Below are 23,079 nucleotides of genomic sequence, written 5' to 3' on the forward strand. Positions count from 1 at the left end.
TATGAATCGGGAGGGATGAAAATGAGGCACTTACGGACGATGAATGATTTGGCAAATGAAGAGATTATGGCACTGATTGAAGAGGCGATGGAATTTCAACAAGGAAAACAATGGACACCAGAAAAACAGACCTTTGTTGCAAACCTCTTCTACGAATCAAGTACAAGAACAAAATGCAGCTTTGAAGTTGCAGAAAGAAAACTGGGTCTACAAGTGCTCCCATTTGAAGTCAGTACATCTAGTGTCAACAAAGGTGAAAGCTTATACGATACGGCCAAAACTCTAGAGTCCCTAGGCGTAAGCGCACTTGTTATCCGCCATCCTGAAGAGGAATATTTCAACCAGTTACATAATATCCAAGCAGCTATCATCAACGGAGGAGATGGGTGTGGGAATCATCCGACTCAGTCGTTATTGGATTTGATGACCATCTACCAGGAGTTTGAGGAATTTGAAGGCTTGAAGATAACCATTGTCGGCGATATTCGTCATAGTCGGGTGGCACGGTCTAACGCAGAGGTGCTAGAGCGACTTGGAGCAGTGGTAAGATTTGTCGCACCTGAAGGATGGAAGGATGAAAGCTATCATCAAGGAGCCTACATCACGATGGATGAGGCGGTACAAAAAAGCGATGTGGTGATGCTTCTAAGAATTCAACATGAAAGGCATCACAGCGGCAAGACGGGATTGGATGACTACCACCAAGAGTATGGTATGACAATCCAACGAGAAAAAGAAATGAAGCCGAACAGCATCATCATGCACCCTGCACCAATCAACCGCGGGGTGGAAATCGATTCAGAGCTTGTGGAATGCGAGCGCTCAAGAATTTTCAAACAGATGGAGAATGGCTTATACATGAGAATGGCGGTACTAAAAAGAGCACTAACAAACAATGAAGGAGGAAAAGAGCATGACAACATTATTAAAGAATGGGAAATGGCTTAATTCTGAAGGTGAAATGGAAAAGGTGGATATCCTGATTGAGGATAAAACTATCAAAAGCATCGCCTCCAACATTGATGATAAAGGCATAGAAGAAGTAATCGATCTTGAAGGAAATCTTATATCCGCAGGGTTCATCGATGTACATGTACACCTAAGGGAACCAGGCGGTGAAAAGAAAGAAACGATCGAAACAGGAACGATGGCTGCAGCTAAGGGGGGCTTCACCACCATTTGTGCAATGCCAAATACAAGACCGACACCTGATACGAAAGAACAGCTAGATTGGCTGACTAATAGAATTGAAGAAACGGCAAGTGTTCGTGTCCTTCCGTATGCATGCATCACTACAAGACAACTTGGACAGGAACTTACCAATTTTGCCGAATTAAAAGAAGCTGGTGCATTCGCTTTTACAGACGACGGGGTTGGTGTGCAGGATGCCTCCAAAATGCTAGAAGCAATGAAACAAGCCGCGGCTCTTGATATGGCGATCGTTGCTCACTGTGAAGAAAATACACTGATAAACAAAGGAGCTGTCCATGAAGGGAAGTTCTCTAAAGAAAATGGTTTAAATGGAATTCCATCCGTATGTGAATCCGTTCATATAGCACGTGACATTTTGCTGGCTGAGGCTGCTGAATGCCACTATCATGTGTGCCATATCAGTACAAAAGAATCCGTCAGAGTGGTAAGGGACGCAAAGCGAGCTGGCATTAAAGTCACAGCTGAAGTCAGCCCACATCATCTATTATTATGTGAAGATGATATCCCGGGACTTGATGCGAATTTCAAAATGAATCCTCCGTTAAGAGGAAGAGCAGACCAAGAAGCATTAATAGAGGGTTTGCTTGACGGAACCATTGATTTCATTGCAACCGATCATGCTCCGCATACAGCCGAGGAAAAATCAGAAGGCATGGAAAAAGCACCATTTGGAATTGTGGGACTAGAAACTGCCTTTCCATTACTTTATACAAACTTTGTGGAAACAGGAAAATTCACGCTAAAACAACTAGTAGATTGGCTGACGGTTAAACCTGCAGAAGTGTTCAAACTTAATAGTGGAAAACTAGAAGAAGGAGCTCCTGCAGATCTTACAATAATCGATTTGATGATCTTAGCAGCGGTTGATCCGGAAAATTTCTTATCTAAAGGGAAAAATACACCTTTCTCTGGATGGAAATGCAAAGGATGGCCAGTAATGACAATGGTAGATGGAAAACTAGTATGGCAGAAAGGTAGTGTTCAAGTATGAATCGACAACTAATTTTAGAAGACGGCACTTTCTTTGTAGGAAAGGCGTTTGGCAGCTTAAAGGACTCTATTGGGGAAGTAGTTTTTAATACAGGAATGACAGGTTATCAAGAAATATTATCTGATCCGTCTTACTGCGGTCAGCTTGTTACCCTCACATACCCGTTAGTTGGAAATTACGGAGTGAACAGAGATGACTTTGAATCCATTCATCCTGCCATCCACGGTTTCATTGTAAAAGAAGTAAGTGACTATCCTTCCAACTTCCGTAATCAATGGACCTTGGACGAGTTTTTCAAAGCAAAGGACATTCCTGGGATTGCAGGAATTGATACAAGAAAACTGACACGGATCATACGTCAGCATGGGACGTTGAAAGGGGCTTTATGCGGGCTTGATGTAGACCGCGAAGAAGTCGTTCAACAATTAAGAACAACAACACTTGCAACCAACCAAGTTCAACAAGTATCTACGAAAACGGCCTATCCCAGCCCGGGTCGCGGTTACCGAGTAGTTCTTGTGGATTTCGGCATGAAACATGGTATTTTACGAGAATTGAACAAACGCGGATGCGACGTGGTAGTTGTTCCTTACAACATCACTGCAGAAGAAATTATGCAGCTTAGCCCGGACGGTGTGATGCTGTCCAATGGACCTGGAGATCCAAAAGACGTTCCGGAAGCCATTACGATGATTCAAGGGCTACTCGGTAAAATCCCAGTATTCGGAATTTGCCTGGGACATCAGCTTTTTGCTCTTGCATGTGGAGCTGATACAGAAAAGATGAAGTTCGGCCATAGAGGATCAAATCACCCTGTAAAAGATTTGAAAACAGGAAAAGTGGCACTGACCTCTCAAAATCACGGCTACACCGTAACGGAAGAATCATTAGGAAATACAAGACTAGAAGTGACGCATATCGCCTTGAACGACGGGACGGTAGAAGGAGTCAAACATAAAGATTACCCGGTATTCACGGTTCAATATCACCCAGAAGCAAGTCCAGGACCGGAAGATGCAAACTACTTATTTGATCAATTCATGGAACTTATCAAGGAAGCGAAAAAGGAGGAACTTGTATGCCAAAACGTTTAGATATCCAATCCATCTTAGTAATCGGGTCCGGTCCCATTGTGATCGGCCAGGCAGCAGAATTTGATTATGCAGGAACTCAAGCGTGTATTGCACTTCGCGAAGAAGGATACCGAGTCATCTTAGTAAACTCCAATCCTGCAACCATCATGACAGATCAGGAAATGGCCGACAAAGTATACATGGAACCTTTAACAGTTGAATTTGTTAGCAGAATCATCCGTAAGGAACGACCTGATGCCATTCTTCCTACCCTTGGCGGCCAGACAGGTTTGAACCTTGCAGTGGAATTAGCAGAAGCGGGAGTTTTGGAAGAATGTAACGTTGAAATACTGGGTACAAAGTTATCTGCTATCCAAAAAGCAGAGGATCGCGACCTGTTCCGTACCTTGATGAATGAGCTGGGTGAACCGGTACCAGATAGTGATATCATTACAAACCTCGAAGAAGCATACCGATTTGTGGATCGAGTTGGTTATCCAGTAATTGTAAGACCTGCCTATACGCTTGGCGGTACAGGCGGAGGAATTTGTTCAGACGAAGAAGAATTAATCGAAATCGTGACAAGCGGACTGAAAAATAGCCCGGTAACACAATGTCTGCTGGAAAAAAGCATCGCCGGATTTAAAGAAATTGAATACGAAGTGATGCGTGACAGCAATGACAATGCCATTGTGGTCTGTAATATGGAAAACATTGACCCGGTAGGCGTTCATACAGGAGACTCCATCGTGGTAGCACCAAGCCAAACGCTTAGTGACAGGGAATACCAGCTGTTGCGGAATGTATCACTGAAAATCATCCGTGCCCTGGAAATCGAGGGCGGATGTAACGTACAGCTTGCGCTTGATCCACACAGTTTCAACTACTACATCATTGAAGTTAACCCAAGGGTAAGCCGTTCATCTGCACTTGCGTCCAAGGCAACAGGTTATCCAATTGCTAAATTGGCAGCAAAAATCGCGGTAGGCCTCACACTAGATGAAATGATGAACCCTGTTACAGGAAAAACGTATGCATGCTTCGAACCTGCACTAGATTACATTGTGACCAAAATCCCAAGGTTCCCTTTTGATAAGTTCGAATCCGCGAACCGACGTCTTGGCACGCAAATGAAAGCAACCGGAGAAGTAATGGCAATCGGGAGAACGTTTGAAGAGTCACTCCTTAAAGCGGTCCGTTCATTAGAATCAAATATAGCCTACCTAGAGCTAGAGGGCAGTGAAGGATTTTCAGATGAACTAGTGGAAAAACGTATCAGAAAAGCTGGAGATGAAAGGTTGTTCTATATTGCGGAAGCGATGAGAAGGGGCGTCACCATTCAGACCATCCATGACTGGTGTGAGATTGACCTGTTTTTCCTGCAAAAACTGCATAAAATTTTGGCAATGGAAGAGTTCATCACAAGCAACAATGGATGCCTCTCCACTTTGATAGAAGCAAAACAAATGGGCTTCAGTGACGAGACAATAGCCAGGCTATGGTCAACAACAGAAAGAGATATCTATGAACTCCGACTTCAAAAAACAATAGCACCGGTCTATAAAATGGTCGACACTTGTGCAGCCGAATTCGAATCTAGTACACCTTATTACTATGGAACGTATGAAGATGAGAATGAATCAGAAGTTACCGAAAAAGAAAGCATTGTCGTGCTTGGGTCTGGTCCTATCCGAATCGGGCAAGGCGTGGAATTCGACTATGCAACCGTCCATAGTGTATGGGCCATCAAAGAAGCAGGTTATGAAGCAATCATCATCAATAACAACCCAGAAACCGTATCAACGGACTTCAGTATATCCGACAAGCTGTACTTTGAGCCGCTGACAATCGAGGACGTTATGAATATCATCAATCTGGAAAAGCCTAAAGGAGTCGTCGTGCAATTTGGCGGACAAACAGCAATCAACCTGGCTGCAGAACTAGAAGCAAGAGGAGTTAAAATCCTTGGTACAACATTAGAAGACCTGGATCGTGCGGAAAACCGCGATAAATTCGAGCAGACGCTGAACGCTCTTGATATCCCGCAGCCTAAAGGGAAAACTGCCATCTCCATTCCTGAGGCCATCCAAATTGCGGAAGGAATAGGCTACCCGGTGCTTGTCCGTCCATCTTATGTCCTTGGCGGGCGTGCAATGGAAATTGTCTATAAATCTGAAGAACTATTACACTACATGAAAAATGCAGTAAAAATTAACCCGGAACACCCAGTACTGATAGACAAATACATGATAGGAAAAGAAATAGAAGTTGATGCGATTTCTGATGGAAAAGATGTATTCATTCCAGGCATAATGGAGCATATAGAGCGCGCCGGAGTCCATTCAGGAGACTCAATCGCGGTATATCCACCGCAAACATTGAGTGCTGCCATCAAAGAACAGATCATCGATTACACAACAAGATTGGCGCAAGGCTTGAACATTATTGGGCTACTAAACATCCAATTTGTCATCTACAAAGAAGATGTCTATGTAATAGAAGTAAACCCAAGATCAAGCCGTACCGTACCATTCTTAAGCAAAATAACCCATGTGCCAATGGCCAAAGTAGCAACCAAGATCATCCTAGGTGAAACACTTGCATCACAAGGATATGGATCTGGACTGCAACCGGAGACCAAAGGTGTGTTTGTGAAGGTACCGGTATTCTCTTTTGCGAAACTGCGAAATGTAGACATCACGCTTGGACCAGAGATGAAATCAACCGGAGAAGTAATGGGAAAAGATATCACTCTTGAAAAAGCGTTATATAAAGGACTCGTTGCTTCCGGGATTTCCATTAAAACATACGGCTCTGTACTATTCACCATTGCAGACAAGGACAAAGAGGAAGCACTACAACTTGCGAAGAGATTCCACCGTATCGGCTACAAGCTCTTGGCGACAGCCGGAACAGCGGAGTTCTTCGGTGAGTCAGATATTCCTGTAACGGTCGTGAACAAAATTGGGGGAGAGTCACCAAATCTTATTGATGTCATCAGAAAAGGGCAGGCACAGTTTGTCATCAACACCCTTACTAAAGGAAAACAACCAGCACGTGACGGCTTCAGAATCCGCCGCGAATCAGTGGAAAATGGAATACCTTGCTTAACATCACTTGATACTGCAAAAGCAATTTTGAGAGTATTAGAATCCATGACATTCTCCATTGAATCTATTGAAACTTTAGAAAGCAAAGAGCAAGAGGCGGTGTACAGTTAATGAAAAAAGCCTGGATGACCATCATTTCTCAAACCAACATTGCACGTAATATCTATGAAATGACCTTAGAAGGAGAACTCGTCGACTTGATGAGTTCCCCTGGTCAGTTCGTTCATATCCGAGCGACAGAAGGGTTCGACACCCTTTTAAGGCGTCCAATCAGTATTTCTTGTATAGATAAAGAAAATAGACAATGTAAAATCACATACAGAGCTGAGGGAAAAGGAACAATGCTTTTAGCTTTGAAACAGCCAGGTGACAAGCTGGACGTTTTAGGCCCGCTCGGGAACGGTTTTACCGTAGATGAATTACAACGCGGCGATCATGCATTGATTGTAGGAGGAGGAATAGGTGTCCCGCCACTGCTCGAGTTAACGAAGCAATTGCATCGAAACGGCATCAGCACTACGCATGTTCTTGGGTTTCACTCGAAGGAAGATGTCTTTTACAAAAATGAATTTGCCTATTTTGGTGACACTTATGTGGCGACGGTTGACGGAACATATGGTAGGGAAGGGTTTGTCACAAATGTCCTGGATGAGATTCAACCAACGTTTAACACCCTCTTTGCCTGTGGTCCAACACCTATGCTTGCTGCACTTGAAAACCTATTCCCACACGAGAACGTCTATTTATCTCTAGAAGAGCGAATGGGATGTGGAATCGGAGCGTGTTTCGCCTGCGTTTGTCATCTTCAAAACGATCCAGAAGGATATTCCTACAAAAAAGTTTGTACAGATGGACCGGTATTCCGAGCAGGGGAGGTTGTACTATGAGTTGCTTATCGATAAAGTTGCCAGGCCTTGATTTAAAAAATCCTATCATGCCAGCTTCCGGATGCTTTGGATTTGGACGGGAATTTGCCAATCTTTACGATTTAAATGTTTTAGGAGCTATCATGATAAAAGCTACCACTGCAGAGCCGAGATTCGGCAATCCGACTCCTCGAGTGGCCGAAACCAACGCAGGAATGCTTAATGCCATTGGACTGCAAAATCCAGGCTTGGATAAAGTCCTTTCTGAAGAGCTGCCTTTCTTAGCAAATTACGATGTTCCCATCATTGCCAATGTTGCAGGTTCCTTGATTGAAGACTATGTAAAAGTTGCAAAAGAAATCTCCGCTGCACCGAATGTTCATGCTTTGGAATTAAATATATCTTGTCCAAACGTGAAGACTGGTGGAATAGCTTTCGGAACAGACCCTGCAGTTGCTTTTGAAGTAACAAAGGCGGTCAAGGAAGTATCAGAGGTACCAGTTTACGTTAAATTATCTCCAAACGTAGCAAACATTTCAGACATTGCTGTGGCAATTGAAAAGGCTGGAGCAGATGGATTGACGATGATCAATACACTGCTTGGAATGAGAATAGATTTGAAAACAGGACGACCGGTATTGGCGAATGGTACTGGTGGATTATCCGGGCCGGCCATTAAGCCGGTAGCCATACGTATGATCCATGAAGTCAGCCAAAAGGTTTCCATCCCAATAATTGGCATGGGCGGGGTGCAATCTGCTGAAGACGTCTTGGAATACCTGTTTGCAGGGGCAAGTGCCGTAGCAGTCGGAACCGCAAACTTTGTAGATCCTTTTGTCTGTCCGACCATCATCGAAGAACTTCCTTATAAAATGCACGAATTAGGGTTTGAGCATATTTCAGAGTGTATCGGAAGGAGCTGGAAGCAGCATGCAAAAATCGCTTATAGTCGCGCTTGATTTTCCTGGCAGAGAAGAAGTTTCTAAGTTTCTTACCCATTTCGGTGAGGAAAAATTATATGTGAAAGTCGGAATGGAGCTGTATTACCAGGAAGGGCCAAGGATTGTGGAATATTTGATTGCCGAGGGACACGATGTATTTCTCGATTTAAAGCTTCATGATATTCCACATACCGTTTACCAAGCGATGAAAGGTCTTGGTAAGTTAGGTGTCACGATGACAAACCTGCATGCTGCCGGTGGGAAAGAGATGATGAAAGCCGGTTTGGAGGGTTTGATGGAAGGGGCAGGTGGACGACGCCCAAACTTGATTGCTGTCACACAGCTGACTAGTATGACAGAAAGACGTATGCAAGAGGATCTGATGATTCGTGCACAGCTTAATGAAGTAGTTTTGCACTATGCACAAAATGCATTTGAGAGCGGCTTGGATGGTGTGGTGTGTTCCTCACTAGAGGCAACTATGCTGCGGAATGCGCTTGGAGCGGAATTCAAAAAAGTGACTCCTGGAATCCGTTTGAAAGAGGATAGTGTGGATGACCAGAAACGGGTGGTATCTCCATTGGAGGCGCGTGAGTTTGGCGCAACAGACATCGTAGTAGGAAGAAGTATTACCCGCGCTGTAAACCCTTGTAAAGCATATGAAACGATATTACAACAATGGCAGGGAGTGGAGATAGGATGAACGAGCTTATGAACAGAACAGTTGCAGAAGATTTACTAGAAATCAAAGCAGTATTTTTTCAACCAAACGATCCTTTTACTTGGTCATCAGGAATTAAATCACCAATTTATTGCGACAACCGTTTGACCATTTCTTATCCTCGCGTGAGGAAGAACATCTCTGAATCTTTGTCCCGATTAATTGTTTCAAAATTTCCTAATGTGCAGGTTGTGGCGGGGACTGCGACAGCCGGCATCCCGCACGCCGCATTGGTGAGCAATGAGCTGAACCTACCGATGTGCTATGTTCGAAGCAAGGCAAAAGCCCATGGAAAAGGTAATCAGATTGAAGGGAAGGTAGAAACAGGACAGAAGGTAGTTGTGGTAGAAGATCTGATTTCCACTGGCGGCAGCGCCATCGCAGCCGTTGATGCTCTTAGGGAAGCGGGATGTGAAGTGCTTGGAGTGGTCGCAATTTTTACATACGGCCTGGAAGTTGCAGATGATAACTTGGCCAATTACGAGATTGAAGCGTACGCACTTTGTGATTATCAGACTTTGATGGATGTGGCAATCGAGAAGGACTATATCGGAGAAGGTGACCGCAAGAAGCTTTCGAAATGGGTGGAAAATCCGACAAGCGAGACTTGGATGGAGTTTTAAATTTTTTTGAGGGGAATCCCTTGGACTGCGGTGGTCCGGGGGATTTTTTGTTTGTTTTTAAAAATAGGTAGCTGAAAAAGAGCGAAAGTGTAGAATATGAGAGTTTAGTGGTAGAAGTACGGCTGGGAAATGTACAAGCGGATCCGGGAAATGTAGAAGGTCACAAGGAAAGTGGTAGAAGGTGGCGATTTAACGGTAGAAGGTGGATGGTAGAGCGAGGTTTGACTTGGTAACCATGGAAATCTTAGTTGTTCCTTATCGTGAGTTCTCACTTTGGTACAAGAAGCTGATCGGAGTCCCCAATGAGATAAAAAAATTCCTACTTTCAAAATGAGGTAGCCGAAAAAAACAAAATTGTAGAATATGAGAGATTAGTGGTAGAAGTACGGCTGGGAAATGTACAAGCGGATCCGGGAAATGTAGAGGGTCCCACTAAAAGTGGTAGAAGGTTGCGATTTAACGGTAGAACCTCAAATAAAACCCCGGTCTAAACAGAGAATCCATATGATTAAAATACACCCCCTACAAAAAATATAACAAAATTCCCCATTAAAGAAGGAACCTAATCAATAAATGTCGAAATATGTTACCGAACTTAAAAATAGAAAGGTGTGGGAAATTGGTTAAACAAGGATATCGTCGTTCAATAATGCAGTGTAAGCTTGATGCCTTACATAGAAGGCTGTCACCTCAACATGAAAAATACCTACAGATTGAGAGTGAATTAGGTAAAAGACGATCTGGGGATGTTGGAGAAAATTCCATAGATTATTATTTGTCGCAATTAAGTGGAATTCAAGATTGTATAGTATTAAAAGGCGCAAGACTACTTCTCAATAAGCATCACTTCCAAATGGATACTCTTCTACTGTTCCCTTCATTTTTTATCCTCCTAGAAACCAAACACTTAACTGGAACACTTCTTTTTGATCCTGATTATCAACAACTCATTCAGATTAAGAAAGAAGATATAAACCATGAAATTTCCAGGCAAGATCCCATACTTCAAGTGAAAATGCAATTTAATCAATTCAAGCGGTGGTTAGACAACTGCGGGATAGAAGGGTACCCAGGTTATTGTTTTGTAGGTGTGACAAACCAAAACGCTATTGTAAAAGCTCTTTCCAATCCAACTCTAGTACAAGAATTTGTAGTGAGAAGTCCTGCCCTGACATTTAAAATCAACGACATTCTAGCCAAACAGCAAGAAATTCGCTCAACCATTCAATCCCCAAAAGAAATATCCTTACTGATATCTAACCACCATTCTCCCAAAAACATAAATATCCTTAAAAATTACAATCTAGAGGCGTCACAGATATTGTCAGGAGTTGCTTGCCCTAATTGCAACAAACTTGCTATGGAAAAGCAATCAAGAAAATGGAGCTGCGATTTTTGCAAACACCAATCAAAGGATGCTCACATTCAAGCCTTGATTGATTATTCCTTTATATTTGGCACATCCATTTCAATCAGAGAGGTGTGCAGGCTATTACACATAAAAAATGTACGTAGTGCGAGGAGAATTATAAAAGAGTTATCTCTCAAGCGAATCGGAAATACTTACAACTCTAGATACTGCTTAAAAAGCCTTCAAATTAAACAAAACGCACCCAGAACAAAGGGTGCGTTTGTGAACTTCATCATATTAGATTAATTTCTCGATTTTGCTGTCTTTTTTCAGGTCTTCCACTAGAGTTTGTAGTTTCTTTTGTACTTGTTCTTGCTCTAGTTGGCCGCGGATTTGGTCTTCTACTTCAGCAAGTTCTGGGAATTGGTTTTCAGGAGCTTCTTCCCCTTCTGGAGCTTCCGCTTGCTGTGCTTCATTTTGCTCTTTTGCTTGGTTGTAGTATTCTTGGATCTGCTCATCCGTTACTTTAGTTTCAGGGAATTCTTTTTCCATATATTTTTGAAGAGCTAATTCCTCAGAAATTTGTGCTTTCAAAGTATCCATTGTCAGTGGGCTTGCTTCAAGTGCCTCTTCGAATTTTTCTTCGCTTTCGTAATTGGCTTTAATATCTTTGATGTAATCTTCAATTTCTTTTTCGCTTGTTTTATAGCCTTTGCTTTCCACTTCTTGAGATAAAACTTTTTGATCGATTAATGCATTAAGAGTTTGGTCTTTCATTGCTTTAGCGTCTCCGCCTTGACCGAATTGCATCATCATCATTTGAGTTTGTTGTAGCATCTCGTTATATTCTTGTCCTTTAATTTCCTGTCCGTTGACTTTTGCAACAACTTTTTCAGGATCTACTTCTTCGACTTCAGGAGTTTGCTGTTCTTGTCCTTCTTTCGCTTCTTTGTTTTCATTGCCTTCTTTAGAAGCGCTGTTTCCATCAGAACCACATGCAGCTAATAGAACAGCTGTTAACATTGCTACTAGAAAAACCGTCAATTTCTTTTTCATGTTGTTACCCTCCATTTGAAAAAACATTTAAAACTATTTTTCCATTTAAACATGGTTTTTATAAGGAAGCAAATAATTACCCTTCTTTTTGTAAAAATAAACCTAAATTGCGTATATATTTAAACAATTCCATAGAAAGGCACCTGCAAAGGAAGCAGGCGCTCTCGATTATTTTCTTAACCCAATAATTAGTTCTTCGTCAGGTGTTACATAAACCGTCTGTTGTTGTTCATAAATGACGAAGCCCGGTTTGGAGCCTGTCGGTTTTTTCACATGCCTTACTTTGGTGAAGTCAACCGGAACGGAACCAGAATGACGCGCTTTGCTGAAGTAGGCAGCTATGGTGGCAGCTTCTTTAATCGTATCATCTGTCGGTTCAGAACTTCTGATGACAACATGGGAGCCCGGTATATCCTTTGTATGGAGCCATACGTCATCGCGCCGTGCAACGCGGTTGGTCAAATGGTCATTTTGTTTGTTGTTTTTCCCGACTAGGATTTCTGTACCGTCGCTAGCTAAGTAGGTTTCTAGCACAGGCTTTTGCGGTTTGACTTTTTTGCGTTTCTGTTTCATCCGCAAATAGCCTTCCTCCATCAGTTCCTCCCGGATTTCCTGGATATCTTTTGGGGAAGCCGTTTCCACCTGTTGGTTCAGCATTTCGAAATATTGAATTTCCGACTTGGCCTTTTCAATTTGTTCCTGCACAATTGCTAATGAGTTTTTTGCTTTTTGATATCTATTAAAGTAACGCTGTGCATTGCTTGAAGGCGAACGCTGAGGATCAAGTTCGATTGTGATGGTTCCTGCGTCTTCATCGTAATAATTCACCACAGTTACTTTTGAATCTCCTCTGGTAATCTGATAAAGGTTGGCGGTCAGCAGTTCACCGTATAATTGGAATTTTTCTGCATCCCTTGCGTCGACCAAGGTTTTTTCTAGCTTTATAATTTTCTTTTCATTTTTTTGAATTTCATTTGCGATAAATCGCTCCAGGTCGTTTGCTTGCTGTTTGACTCTGTCTCTTGAAGCTTTCCCGAAGTAAAAGCGATCAAGGGTTTCGCTTAGTGTGGAGAAAGGTTTGCTTTCCCCCTTAAGGTGTTGCAGATCAAGTAGATAGAATACTTCTTTGTTTTCTGAAGATATGATTTGAGGGGAAAGATCCCCAGCCTTGATTTTTTCCACTAATGCCATGAAGCTTTTCGGTAAAGTGTCCCTATTGGCAAGTCCGGCTCTATGAACAGCTTCTTTAGCGAATACTGGGGAAATACCGGCAAAAGTATTTACTAACTGCTTATCTAGCTTTCCGCCGATATAATCGAGTTTCCTTTGTACCGTTTCTTCTGTAGCTTCTAGCGGATTAAGCTTATCCTGTGCAGGCGGCAGGACATAGGTCTGGCCTGGTGTTAGGCTTCTATGTCTGTTTTGTGCCATCGGGACATGCTTGATGCTATCTAAAATCATTTGTTTTTCTTTATCCACAAAGATGATATTGGAGTGGCGCCCCATAATCTCTACTATAATCTGTTTGTAGGAAACATCTCCGATTTCATTCCGTGCTTTCACATCGAAAACGATGATGCGGTCCATCTCAATTTGGTGGATCTGTGTAATGATACTGCCTTCTAAATGCTTTCTTAGAAGCATGCAAAACATCGGCGGTTCAGATGGATTTTCATAAGATTCTTCTGTCAGGTGCATCCTTGCATAGCTTGGATGCGCGCTGATCAGCAGTTTATGATTGGTCCTTCCTGAGCGTATTGTTAAAATAAGCTCATTTTTATAGGGTTGATAGATCTTCGTAATTCTCCCGCTTTCAAGCTTATCTTTCAACTCGGCAGTCATCGCGTATGTAAAAATACCGTCAAAACTCATATATATAAACTTCCCTTCTTGTTCAAAAACTCAAAATGTCTCTGTCATCATTATATCTTAACAATCCTGATAACACTCAAAAAGTATATCATTTTTTTGGACGAGTCCGAATAGACTTTCTTAGATAGATTTTCTGCAAAGGTTGTGAGGTGGAACAGATGAAATGGCATGAAATGAGAGCAGAAGAAGTCGAAGAACAGATCAATTCCGATTTAAAAGCCGGTTTGAGTGAATCAGAAGCAAAAAATCGTCTGTTGCAGTACGGGACGAATGAACTTCAAGAGGCGGAGAGACCGAACGCCTTTTTAGTGTTTTTAGAGCAGTTCAAAGATTTTATGGTAGTGGTTTTGCTTGCTGCCACGTTGATATCCGGTTTGCTTGGGGAATATATTGACGCGGTTGCTATTATTGCCATTGTTATCATCAATGCATTTTTAGGCTTTTTCCAGGAGCGTAAAGCAGAAAAATCTTTGCAGGCTTTGAAAGAACTCTCGGCACCACAGGTAACAGTGCTTAGAGAAAAAGAATGGCGGAAAGTGGCCTCTAGAGAAATAGTGGTAGGGGATATTATCAAATTTGGAAGCGGAGACAGGATTGGGGCGGATCTCCGGATTGTACAGGCTAGTTCATTGGAGATTGAAGAGTCTGCTCTTACAGGGGAATCCGTTCCCGCTGTAAAAAGTGAAAAACCTGTACAAGGATCAGATATTTCCATTGGGGATCAGGAGAATATGGCCTTCATGGGGACACTCGTCACTCGCGGTACAGGTGTTGGTGTTGTTGTTGCCACCGGAATGAATACGGCAATGGGCCAGATTGCAGACCTCTTGCAGACAGCCGAAACAACGATTACCCCATTGCAGCGGAAATTGGAGCAACTGGGCAAGATCCTGATTACCGTAGCATTAATTCTGACTTTCCTTGTAGTCGTGGTAGGGGTACTTCAGGGGCATAGTCTGTATGAAATGTTTCTAGCAGGAGTCTCATTGGCGGTTGCAGCCATTCCAGAAGGATTGCCGGCTATCGTGACTGTCGCATTGTCACTTGGGGTCCAGCGAATGATCAAAAAGAAATCAATAGTAAGAAAGCTTCCGGCAGTAGAAACGCTAGGTTGTGCTTCTGTTATTTGCTCTGACAAGACGGGGACGCTGACTCAGAATAAAATGACCGTTACGCATGTTTGGTCAGGTGGAACCACTTGGAATGTAAGCGGTAATGGCTATGAACCAAAAGGGGAATTCATTACAGACGGCCCTGAAAGCAACAGTAAAAACAAATCCTTGCATCAACTGCTGACATTTGGTCTGTTATGTAATCACGCCAATATTGTTCAGAAGAAAAACCAATACATCCTTGATGGAGATCCTACAGAAGGTGCGCTGGCTGTAGCAGCAATGAAGGCGGGGTTTACACGTGAAGGTCTTTTAAATGAGTTCCAAATTGTAAAAGAGTACCCGTTTGACTCAGAAAGAAAGATGATGAGTGTGGTGGTCAAAGATAAACAAGGAAAGCTGTTTGTCATCACAAAGGGTGCCCCGGATGTTATAACCAATGTCAGTGACTCGTTATTATGGGAAGGAAAACGGGAACTGTTTTCATCCAAATATGAAACAGTTGTAAAAGACATGGTTCATAAATTGGCTTCACAGGCTTTACGGAATATAGCTGTTGCCTTCAAACCAATTTCCAATTTTTATGAGGGGATGCAGGAGAAAGAGATAGAGAAGGATCTTGTCTTTATTGGAATTCAAGGGATGATCGATCCGCCGCGGCCGGAAGTGAAACAGGCGGTCCGTGAATGCAAGGAAGCAGGAATCAGGACAGTGATGATCACCGGTGACCATATCGTTACGGCTAAAGCGATTGCGGCTGAAATCGGCATCCTTCCAATGGGTGGTAAGGTATTGGAAGGTAAAATACTTCAAACGATGAGTCAGGAAGAGCTAGAAGATATAGTGGATGACGTATATGTATTTGCCAGAGTGTCACCGCAACACAAACTTTCCATCGTAAAGGCCTTGCAGAAAAAAGGCCATATTGTTGCCATGACTGGGGATGGGGTGAACGACGCTCCTGCAATAAAAGCTTCTGACATTGGAATAGCCATGGGAATTACCGGAACGGATGTGGCAAAGGAAGCAAGTTCTCTGGTTCTATTGGATGACAATTTTGCGACCATTAAATCTGCCATTAAAGAAGGCCGGAATATTTATGAGAACATAAGGAAGTTCATTCGATATTTGTTGGCGTCAAATGTCGGGGAGATTCTTGTGATGCTGTTTGCGATGTTATTGGCGTTGCCGCTGCCCCTTGTTCCTATTCAGATTTTATGGGTGAATCTTGTCACAGATGGGTTGCCGGCAATGGCACTTGGTCTTGATCAAGCCGAAGGGGACGTAATGAAGCGCAAGCCAAGGCATCCAAGGGAAGGTGTGTTTGCAAGAGGACTTTGGTGGAAAATTGTATCGCGCGGTTTCCTGATTGGACTTGCCACCTTGCTTGCGTTCATCATTGTGTACAAACAACATCCAGATAACCTCATTTATGCACAAACAGTGGCTTTTGCAACACTTGTCATGGCGCAGCTTATACATGTATTCGACTGCAGAAGTGAACGGTCCATCTTCCATCGTAACCCGTTCCAGAACATGTATCTTGTCGGAGCAGTCATCTCAAGTATCATCTTGATGCTGATCGTTATCTATTATCCACCTTTACAAGGGATCTTCCATACAGTAGCACTGGCACCTAAAGAGTGGTTATTGATTATGGGAATGGCATCCTTACCGACCTTTTTGTTAGTGGGTACTCTTTTCACAGGAAAAGCAAAAAAGAATATGGTATAATTCTCACAAGGTAGTAGAGGGGTACTCTATTGCCTTTTCTTCTTTTCTGGCCATCCATGAAGTTACCTCTTAAATTTCTATAAAAATAGCTTTCAAATTAGGGGAAACAATGCTAATATAGTGGTTGCTTAGCATCAAGAATAGCCAGTTTTCCGGCTCTTTTTCTATACTTAAAAACGGACGTGAGTATACTATGGTGAAAAGTATGACAGGCTTTGGAAGGGCAGAAGCCAAACAAGGGGCATATCAGATCCTTGTCGAGATGAAATCTGTTAACCATCGCTTTTGTGAGATTAATATCCGGATGCCTAAGCAGTTCCTAGCAATCGAAGAGAAGATGAAAAAAATCGTAAGCTCTTATTTGCACAGAGGAAGAATAGAAATGTTCATAACGATTGAGGGCCAAGACATACAGGATAAACATTTGAATGTGGATTGGGAGCTTCTCTCGGCATACATAGATTCTATACATAAGGTAAAAGATAGATACCAAATTTCCGGTTCCATCGAGATTAATGATATACTTAAATTAGAAAATGTGTTTTCGATTATGGAAACTCAAACAGGAATGGAAGCAATAGAAGAATCATTGCTGCAACAAATCCATTCAGCGTCCAAGCAATTGGTTGCCATGCGTACGGCTGAGGGCGATCAGTTGAAAAAGGATATTATCACCCATCTAAACTTTATCGGAACTATGTCGGAGCAGCTTTTAGAACTAGGCCCGACAGTTGTGGAAGCGTATCGGTTGCGATTGGAGAAAAAACTGAAGGACTATTTAGGTTCCCAGATTGATGAACAACGTATACTGGCAGAAGCCGCTATTTTTGCTGATAAGGCTGACATCAATGAAGAATTGAAAAGAATCAACAGCCACCTAGGTCAATTCACACAATCCTTGGATACTTCAGGTCCTGTAGGCAGGAAGCTTGATTTTCTTGTCCAGGAATTGAACAGGGAAGTGAATACCATCGGTTCCAAGGCAAACAACGCAAATATTGCGAATCTGGTAGTCGAAATGAAAGCTTGCCTGGAAAAAATTAAAGAACAGGTGCAAAACATTGAATGATCGTTGATTACTAACCTGAGAACACGGTTAGAATAGAGTTTGTAACTAGAGGTGGGAACCATGAGCATAAAGTTGATAAATATTGGCTTTGGTAATATCGTATCAGCAAATCGTATCATATCTATTGTTAGTCCTGAATCTGCGCCGATCAAACGGATTATCCAAGATGCAAGAGATCAGGGTATGTTAATAGATGCAACCTATGGAAGGCGCACAAGAGCAGTACTAATAATGGATAGCGATCATGTTATCTTATCGGCCGTGCAACCTGAAACAGTGGCACAACGCCTGGTAAATAAAGATGATATGTCTGATGAAGGGTAGGTATTTGTAAATATAATGAGAGATAGAGGATTATTAATTGTCCTTTCCGGACCATCTGGTGTAGGAAAAGGTACAGTAAGAAAAGCGTTATTTTCAAAAGAAGATGTCAGTTTGCACTATTCCATTTCCATGACAACACGTAAACCGCGTGAGGGAGAAGTGGACGGAACGGATTACTTCTTCAAGTCCAGAGAAATATTTGAACAGTTAATAGAAGAAGATAAATTCATCGAATGGGCAGAGTATGTCGGGAACTACTACGGCACTCCTGTTGATTATGTGGAACAATGTTTAGCAGCAGGAAAGGATGTTTTCCTTGAGATTGAAGTTCAAGGTGCCATTCAAGTAAAGCGCAAATTCCCTGAAGGTGTTTTCATCTTCTTGATGCCGCCGAGCCTTTCTGAACTTAAGAACCGGATCACAACAAGAGGTACAGAGACTGAAGATCTAATCAACAACCGCATGACTGTTGCCAAAGAAGAAATCGAAATGATGGACGCTTATGACTATGTGGTGGAAAATGACCAAGTGGACCTTGCTTGTGACAGAATTAAAGCAATTGTTCAAGCGGAACATTATAAACGCACAAGATTGCGTGAAAAATATAAGCAAATGCTGGAGGCGGAATAATATGTTATATCCATCTATCGATTCACTAATGCAAAAATTAGATTCTAAATACACGCTCGTTACGGTATCGGCACGACGCGCTCGTGAACTGCAGCAAGTAAACGACCAAATGATCGAAAAAACGGTTTCCTACAAATTTGTAGGAAAAGCCCTTGAAGAGATTGATGCAGGTTTACTTTCTGCCAAAACTATCAAAACTGCTGAAAGAAGCGAAGGCATCCTAAATCACAAGTAAAGATAACAACCTAGAAATAGGTTGTTATTTTTTTAAAAAGAAAGAAAGATTATAGTACGGTTGATTTCCGTTCCAGGCGCTTCGCTTGCCTGAGGACGGTCCGTGAGCCTCCTCACTCCGCTTCAGGGGTCTCACCTGTCCCTTTATCCCGCGGGCGTCTGCGCGCCTTCCACTCCAATCAACAAGATGCCTTTATTCACCTAAGGGTCTATGAAGAGGTATTTAACTGAGGTAACTGTAAATGTAATAACGTATCGTTATAGTAATCTAAAGCTGTGGATTGGAGCAAAAGGCGAAGACTCCTGAGGGGGATAGCGCTAGGTGGAGACCCCGCAGGCGTAGCCGAGGAGGCTCTCGTCAGCCCCTAGGAAAGCGAAGCCATTTGCGGAAAGGAACAGCGGCGATTAACCAAACCGCAAAATTTTTAAAAATAAAAGGACCGGGCGGATTATGCACGGTTTTTCTTAGTGAGGCAATAGCATTAAGGCTATTGAGAACAAACGGGGTTAAATGGATTTTCTAGTACATGACGGGGGTTGTGAAATGAAAAATAAAAAAGTCCTATTATGTGTCACAGGCGGAATAGCTGTCTATAAAGCGGTCGCTTTAACAAGTAAGCTGGTCCAGCAAGGTGCCGAAGTGAAGGTAATCATGAGCCAGTCTGCCTGCAAATTTGTTACACCATTGTCTTTTCAAGCATTATCAAGAAACGAAGTATTTACTGATACATTCGAGGAAAAGAATCCGGCCGTTATTTCTCATATAGATCTTGCAGACTGGGCCGATGTCGTACTGGTTGCACCTGCAACAGCCAATGTAATCGGGAAGCTTGCCAACGGATTGGCAGATGACATGATTACGACAACCTTATTGGCAAGTACTGCCCCTGTTTGGATTGCACCAGCAATGAATGTACATATGTATGACCATCCTGCAGTTAAACAGAATATGGAGAGGCTTGTCTCTTTCGGGTATCGATTCATTGAACCTGGCGAAGGCTTTTTGGCATGTGGGTATGTTGGAAAGGGTAGATTGGAAGAACCTGAAACCATCGTCGAAGGACTCAAGTTATATTTTCAAAAGCAAGATGAGTTCATTTTAACAGGCAAAAAGATACTTGTTACGGCAGGGCCGACGGTTGAAAAAGTAGATCCCGTTCGTTTTTTCACAAACCGCTCGACAGGGAAAATGGGATATGCCATTGCGGAGGTGGCTGCTAGTTTAGGTGCGGAAGTAATCTTGGTTTCAGGCCCGACAAATCTTCCAGATCCATTTAATGTACAAACAATTAGAGTGGAATCTGCCGAAGAAATGTACAACGCGGTGATGGATCATTATGAACAAACAGATGTTGTCATTAAATCAGCCGCGGTTGCCGACTACCGTCCAAAATTTGTGTCAGATATCAAAATGAAAAAGCAGGCCGGGGACAGTGTTTTAGAGTTAGAACGGACAATAGATATTCTTAAAACATTAGGAGACAGAAAAGTGCATCAGGTGCTTGTAGGATTTGCGGCCGAAACGAATAATGTGGAGGAATATGCTAAAGGCAAGATAGCAAAGAAAAACCTAGATTACGTGGTGGCTAACAATGTGACAGTATCAGGTGCTGGATTTGGGACGGACACGAACCTGGTAACCATCTATAAAAAAGATGGTACAAGCATTTCACTGCCGATGATGTCCAAGCGGGATGTGGCTAGTGCATTGCTTGAGGAAGTTGCAGCAGCCCTTGAGGAAAAACGATGACCTATTATGCTAGTGTGATTGTTGACGTTCCCGCCAAACAAACGGACAGAGCCTTTGATTATGAAATTCCTGCAAAATGGAATGGATTCATTCAACCCGGAATGAGGGTGAACGTGCCTTTTGGTCCACGGCAGATCCAAGGCTTTGTAGTGGATGTAAAAGACAGTACAACCGTACCCAAAACACGTCCCATTACTTCGTTGATCGATATTCAGCCCATACTGACACCAGAACTCATGCAACTGGCAAGCTGGCTGCGAGATCATACACTATGTTTTACCATCTCCGCTTACCAGGCCATGTTACCTGCTGCATTAAAGGCGAAATACGAAAAATGGCTTATCGCCAGCAACATGGAGGGTATTCCTTCAGAGCTTCAACCTTTTTTTCACACATACAACCGCGTCAAATTTGAAGAGATGGCAGGTACAAGTCACTTCAAAACGATCAAGCGCCTGATCGAAGAAGATGTATTAGAAGTTTATTATGAAGTCAAAGATAAACTTTCCAAGAAAACGAGAAAAGTGATCCGGCTGCAGGCGTCGAAGGAAGATTTGATCGAAGCAAAAGGAAAAATCGGCGCCCGCGCTGCATCTCAACATAAACTGTTAGATTATTTTATGGAAACAAACCATGAAATGATGGAGAAAAAAGCATTGTTAGAAGACCTGCAGATTGGAACAAGTGCTATTGGGGCTTTGGTCAAACTTGGTATTCTCTCAGAAAGTGATGAAGAAATATACAGAGATCCCTATGAAAATAGAGAATTTAAAAAATCTCAAGCCCTCGCATTAACTTATCAGCAACAAGAAGCGATCACCCCCATCCTAAATTCCATTGAACAACATACGCATGAGGCGTTTGTCATGTTCGGTGTAACAGGGAGCGGTAAAACAGAAGTCTATATGCAAGCTGTCGATGCCGTTTTAAAGCAAGGGAAAGAAGCAATTGTGCTTGTTCCTGAGATTGCCTTGACTCCGCAAATGGTTAACCGATTCAAATCTAGGTTCGGCTCTGACGTGGCTGTTATGCACAGCGGTCTTGGAATGGGAGAGAAGTACGATGAATGGAGAAAAATCCATCGAAAGGAAGTAAAGGTTGTTGTCGGCGCAAGGTCCGCTATCTTTGCACCTTTTGAAAATGTAGGTATCATCATCATAGATGAGGAACATGAAACAAGCTATAAACAAGAGGACACCCCTCGTTATCATGCCCGCGATATTGCTTTAGAAAGGGGCAGATATCATCAATGCCCTGTTGTTCTTGGCAGTGCCACCCCCACACTTGAAACCTTCGCACGTGCATCCAAAGGGGTGTATAAGCTACTGACGATGGACAAAAGAATGAATGAACAAGGAATGCCGGCAGTGGAAATTGTCGACATGAGAGAGGAATTGCGGGAAGGGAACAGATCGATGTTTTCCAGAAGCCTTCTTGAAAAACTCCAATCAAGATTGGAAAGAGGCGAACAATCCGTTTTATTTTTAAATAAAAGAGGTTATTCTTCTTTTGTAATGTGTCGAGACTGTGGATATGTGGTGGAATGTCCCCATTGTGACATCTCCTTGACCTATCACCGGAGCAGCAACCAAATGAAATGTCATTATTGCGGTTACGAGGAACCTGTCCGCTCTACCTGTCCTTCCTGTGACAGTGACCATTTTCGTTTCTTTGGGACAGGTACCCAAAAGGTGGAGGAAGAATTAACTAAGCTGCTTCCACAAGCAAGGGTCGTTAGGATGGACGTGGATACGACGAGCAGGAAGGGATCTCACGAGAAGCTTCTGCAGCGGTTCGGGGACAGGAAAGCGGATATTTTACTTGGTACCCAGATGATTGCCAAGGGGCTTGATTTTCCGTTTGTTACGCTTGTAGGAGTATTGACGGCGGATACCATGCTGAATATTCCTGACTTCCGTTCTTCAGAAAAGACCTTTCAACTGCTAACGCAGGTAAGCGGAAGAGCCGGCAGGCATGAACTGGCCGGCGAAGTGGTGGTCCAGACATACAGTCCGGAACATTACAGCGTAGAACTTGCAGGTACACATAACTACCTGGAATTCTACCAACAAGAAATGCAGATTAGAAAACTGCATCAATATCCGCCATTTTACTATTTGGCGCTTGTTACGGTGACACATGAGGAATTGACTAAAGTCGTGACCGTAACAGAAAAAATTACCCATTTCTTAAACATGCAATTATCCAAAGAGGCTGTTATACTTGGACCGGTTGCTTCTCCCATAGCGAGAATAAAAGACCGTTACAGGTATCAATGCATCATTAAGTATAAACGAGAACCAAAACTTCAAGAAGCATTGAAAACAGTAATGGAAAAATACCAAACACAAATGGATCAAGATAAGTTAGCGGTTCATATTGATCTAAATCCTTATATGCTTATGTAACT

General features: G+C 42.7%; 18 protein-coding genes. 16 read left to right on the plus strand and 2 right to left on the minus strand.

Features of this window, described 5'->3' with window-relative positions; genetic code table 11:
- Positions 1 to 21: 21 nt before the first annotated feature.
- The 9 genes from LG307_RS09350 to LG307_RS09390 all read left to right on the plus strand — a co-directional run bounded on the left by LG307_RS09350 (position 22) and on the right by LG307_RS09390 (position 11,194).
- Positions 22 to 948 carry an aspartate carbamoyltransferase catalytic subunit gene (locus tag LG307_RS09350; RefSeq protein WP_404450007.1) on the plus strand — a complete coding sequence of 309 codons (927 nt, stop codon included), beginning with the start codon at positions 22 to 24 and terminating at the stop codon, positions 946 to 948.
- Positions 914 to 2,203, plus strand: coding sequence for a dihydroorotase (locus LG307_RS09355; protein WP_404450008.1), 1,290 nt, complete (start codon positions 914 to 916; stop codon positions 2,201 to 2,203). The genes LG307_RS09350 and LG307_RS09355 overlap by 35 nt, the downstream gene beginning before the upstream one ends.
- Positions 2,200 to 3,297 carry a carbamoyl phosphate synthase small subunit gene (locus LG307_RS09360; RefSeq protein ID WP_404450009.1) on the plus strand — a complete coding sequence of 366 codons (1,098 nt, stop codon included), beginning with the start codon at positions 2,200 to 2,202 and terminating at the stop codon, positions 3,295 to 3,297. Before LG307_RS09355 ends, LG307_RS09360 begins: the two co-directional genes overlap by 4 nt.
- Positions 3,282 to 6,497, plus strand: coding sequence for a carbamoyl-phosphate synthase large subunit (gene carB, locus LG307_RS09365; RefSeq protein ID WP_404450010.1), 3,216 nt, complete (start codon positions 3,282 to 3,284; stop codon positions 6,495 to 6,497). The genes LG307_RS09360 and carB overlap by 16 nt, the downstream gene beginning before the upstream one ends.
- On the plus strand, positions 6,497 to 7,273 hold the full coding sequence (locus LG307_RS09370) for a dihydroorotate dehydrogenase electron transfer subunit (protein ID WP_404450011.1): 777 nt from the start codon (positions 6,497 to 6,499) through the stop codon (positions 7,271 to 7,273). The genes carB and LG307_RS09370 overlap by 1 nt, the downstream gene beginning before the upstream one ends.
- Entirely contained in the window at positions 7,270 to 8,211 is a 942-nt protein-coding gene (locus tag LG307_RS09375; protein ID WP_404450012.1) for a dihydroorotate dehydrogenase, read from the plus strand. Before LG307_RS09370 ends, LG307_RS09375 begins: the two co-directional genes overlap by 4 nt.
- Positions 8,183 to 8,896 (plus strand): orotidine-5'-phosphate decarboxylase, encoded by a 714-nt coding sequence (gene pyrF / locus LG307_RS09380; RefSeq protein WP_404450013.1) that lies wholly within the window; start codon positions 8,183 to 8,185, stop codon positions 8,894 to 8,896. Before LG307_RS09375 ends, pyrF begins: the two co-directional genes overlap by 29 nt.
- Before the next feature lie 8 nt (positions 8,897 to 8,904).
- Positions 8,905 to 9,537 (plus strand): orotate phosphoribosyltransferase, encoded by a 633-nt coding sequence (gene pyrE, locus LG307_RS09385; protein WP_404450014.1) that lies wholly within the window; start codon positions 8,905 to 8,907, stop codon positions 9,535 to 9,537.
- Positions 9,538 to 10,156: 619 nt separating this feature from the next.
- Positions 10,157 to 11,194, plus strand: a complete 1,038-nt coding sequence (locus LG307_RS09390) for an NERD domain-containing protein (protein WP_404450015.1) — start codon at positions 10,157 to 10,159, stop codon at positions 11,192 to 11,194.
- On the opposite strand, the gene LG307_RS09395 is transcribed toward LG307_RS09390, so the two are convergent.
- Both LG307_RS09395 and LG307_RS09400 read right to left on the minus strand, forming a co-directional pair.
- Complete coding sequence (locus tag LG307_RS09395) at positions 11,186 to 11,944, minus strand: SurA N-terminal domain-containing protein (protein WP_404450016.1); 759 nt, start codon at positions 11,942 to 11,944, stop codon at positions 11,186 to 11,188. The genes LG307_RS09390 and LG307_RS09395 overlap by 9 nt on opposite strands.
- Positions 11,945 to 12,112: 168 nt before the next feature.
- Positions 12,113 to 13,816, minus strand: a complete 1,704-nt coding sequence (locus LG307_RS09400) for an NFACT family protein (RefSeq protein WP_404450017.1) — start codon at positions 13,814 to 13,816, stop codon at positions 12,113 to 12,115.
- A gap of 158 nt (positions 13,817 to 13,974) precedes the next feature.
- On the opposite strand from LG307_RS09400, the gene LG307_RS09405 reads away from it, so the two are divergent.
- The 7 genes from LG307_RS09405 (at position 13,975) to priA (ending at position 23,077) form a co-directional block, all read left to right on the plus strand.
- A complete protein-coding gene (locus LG307_RS09405; RefSeq protein ID WP_404450018.1) occupies positions 13,975 to 16,662 on the plus strand; it encodes a calcium-translocating P-type ATPase, SERCA-type in 2,688 nt (895 codons plus the stop codon).
- A 193-nt stretch (positions 16,663 to 16,855) separates the two neighbouring features.
- Positions 16,856 to 17,731, plus strand: a complete 876-nt coding sequence (locus tag LG307_RS09410) for a YicC/YloC family endoribonuclease (protein WP_404450019.1) — start codon at positions 16,856 to 16,858, stop codon at positions 17,729 to 17,731.
- Between the two features lie 60 nt (positions 17,732 to 17,791).
- Positions 17,792 to 18,055, plus strand: coding sequence for an extracellular matrix/biofilm regulator RemA (gene remA / locus LG307_RS09415; protein WP_010193107.1), 264 nt, complete (start codon positions 17,792 to 17,794; stop codon positions 18,053 to 18,055).
- A gap of 15 nt (positions 18,056 to 18,070) precedes the next feature.
- A complete protein-coding gene (gmk, locus tag LG307_RS09420; protein ID WP_404450020.1) occupies positions 18,071 to 18,685 on the plus strand; it encodes a guanylate kinase in 615 nt (204 codons plus the stop codon).
- Between the two features lies 1 nt (position 18,686).
- Positions 18,687 to 18,920 (plus strand): DNA-directed RNA polymerase subunit omega, encoded by a 234-nt coding sequence (gene rpoZ, locus LG307_RS09425; RefSeq protein WP_010193109.1) that lies wholly within the window; start codon positions 18,687 to 18,689, stop codon positions 18,918 to 18,920.
- A 543-nt stretch (positions 18,921 to 19,463) separates the two neighbouring features.
- A complete protein-coding gene (gene coaBC / locus LG307_RS09430) occupies positions 19,464 to 20,669 on the plus strand; it encodes a bifunctional phosphopantothenoylcysteine decarboxylase/phosphopantothenate--cysteine ligase CoaBC (protein ID WP_404450021.1) in 1,206 nt (401 codons plus the stop codon).
- Entirely contained in the window at positions 20,666 to 23,077 is a 2,412-nt protein-coding gene (gene priA / locus LG307_RS09435) for a primosomal protein N' (RefSeq protein ID WP_404450022.1), read from the plus strand. Before coaBC ends, priA begins: the two co-directional genes overlap by 4 nt.
- Positions 23,078 to 23,079: the final 2 nt, after the last annotated feature.

This window comes from Sutcliffiella horikoshii, from assembly GCF_044809035.1.
Classification (GTDB): domain Bacteria; phylum Bacillota; class Bacilli; order Bacillales; family Bacillaceae_I; genus Sutcliffiella_A; species Sutcliffiella_A horikoshii_G.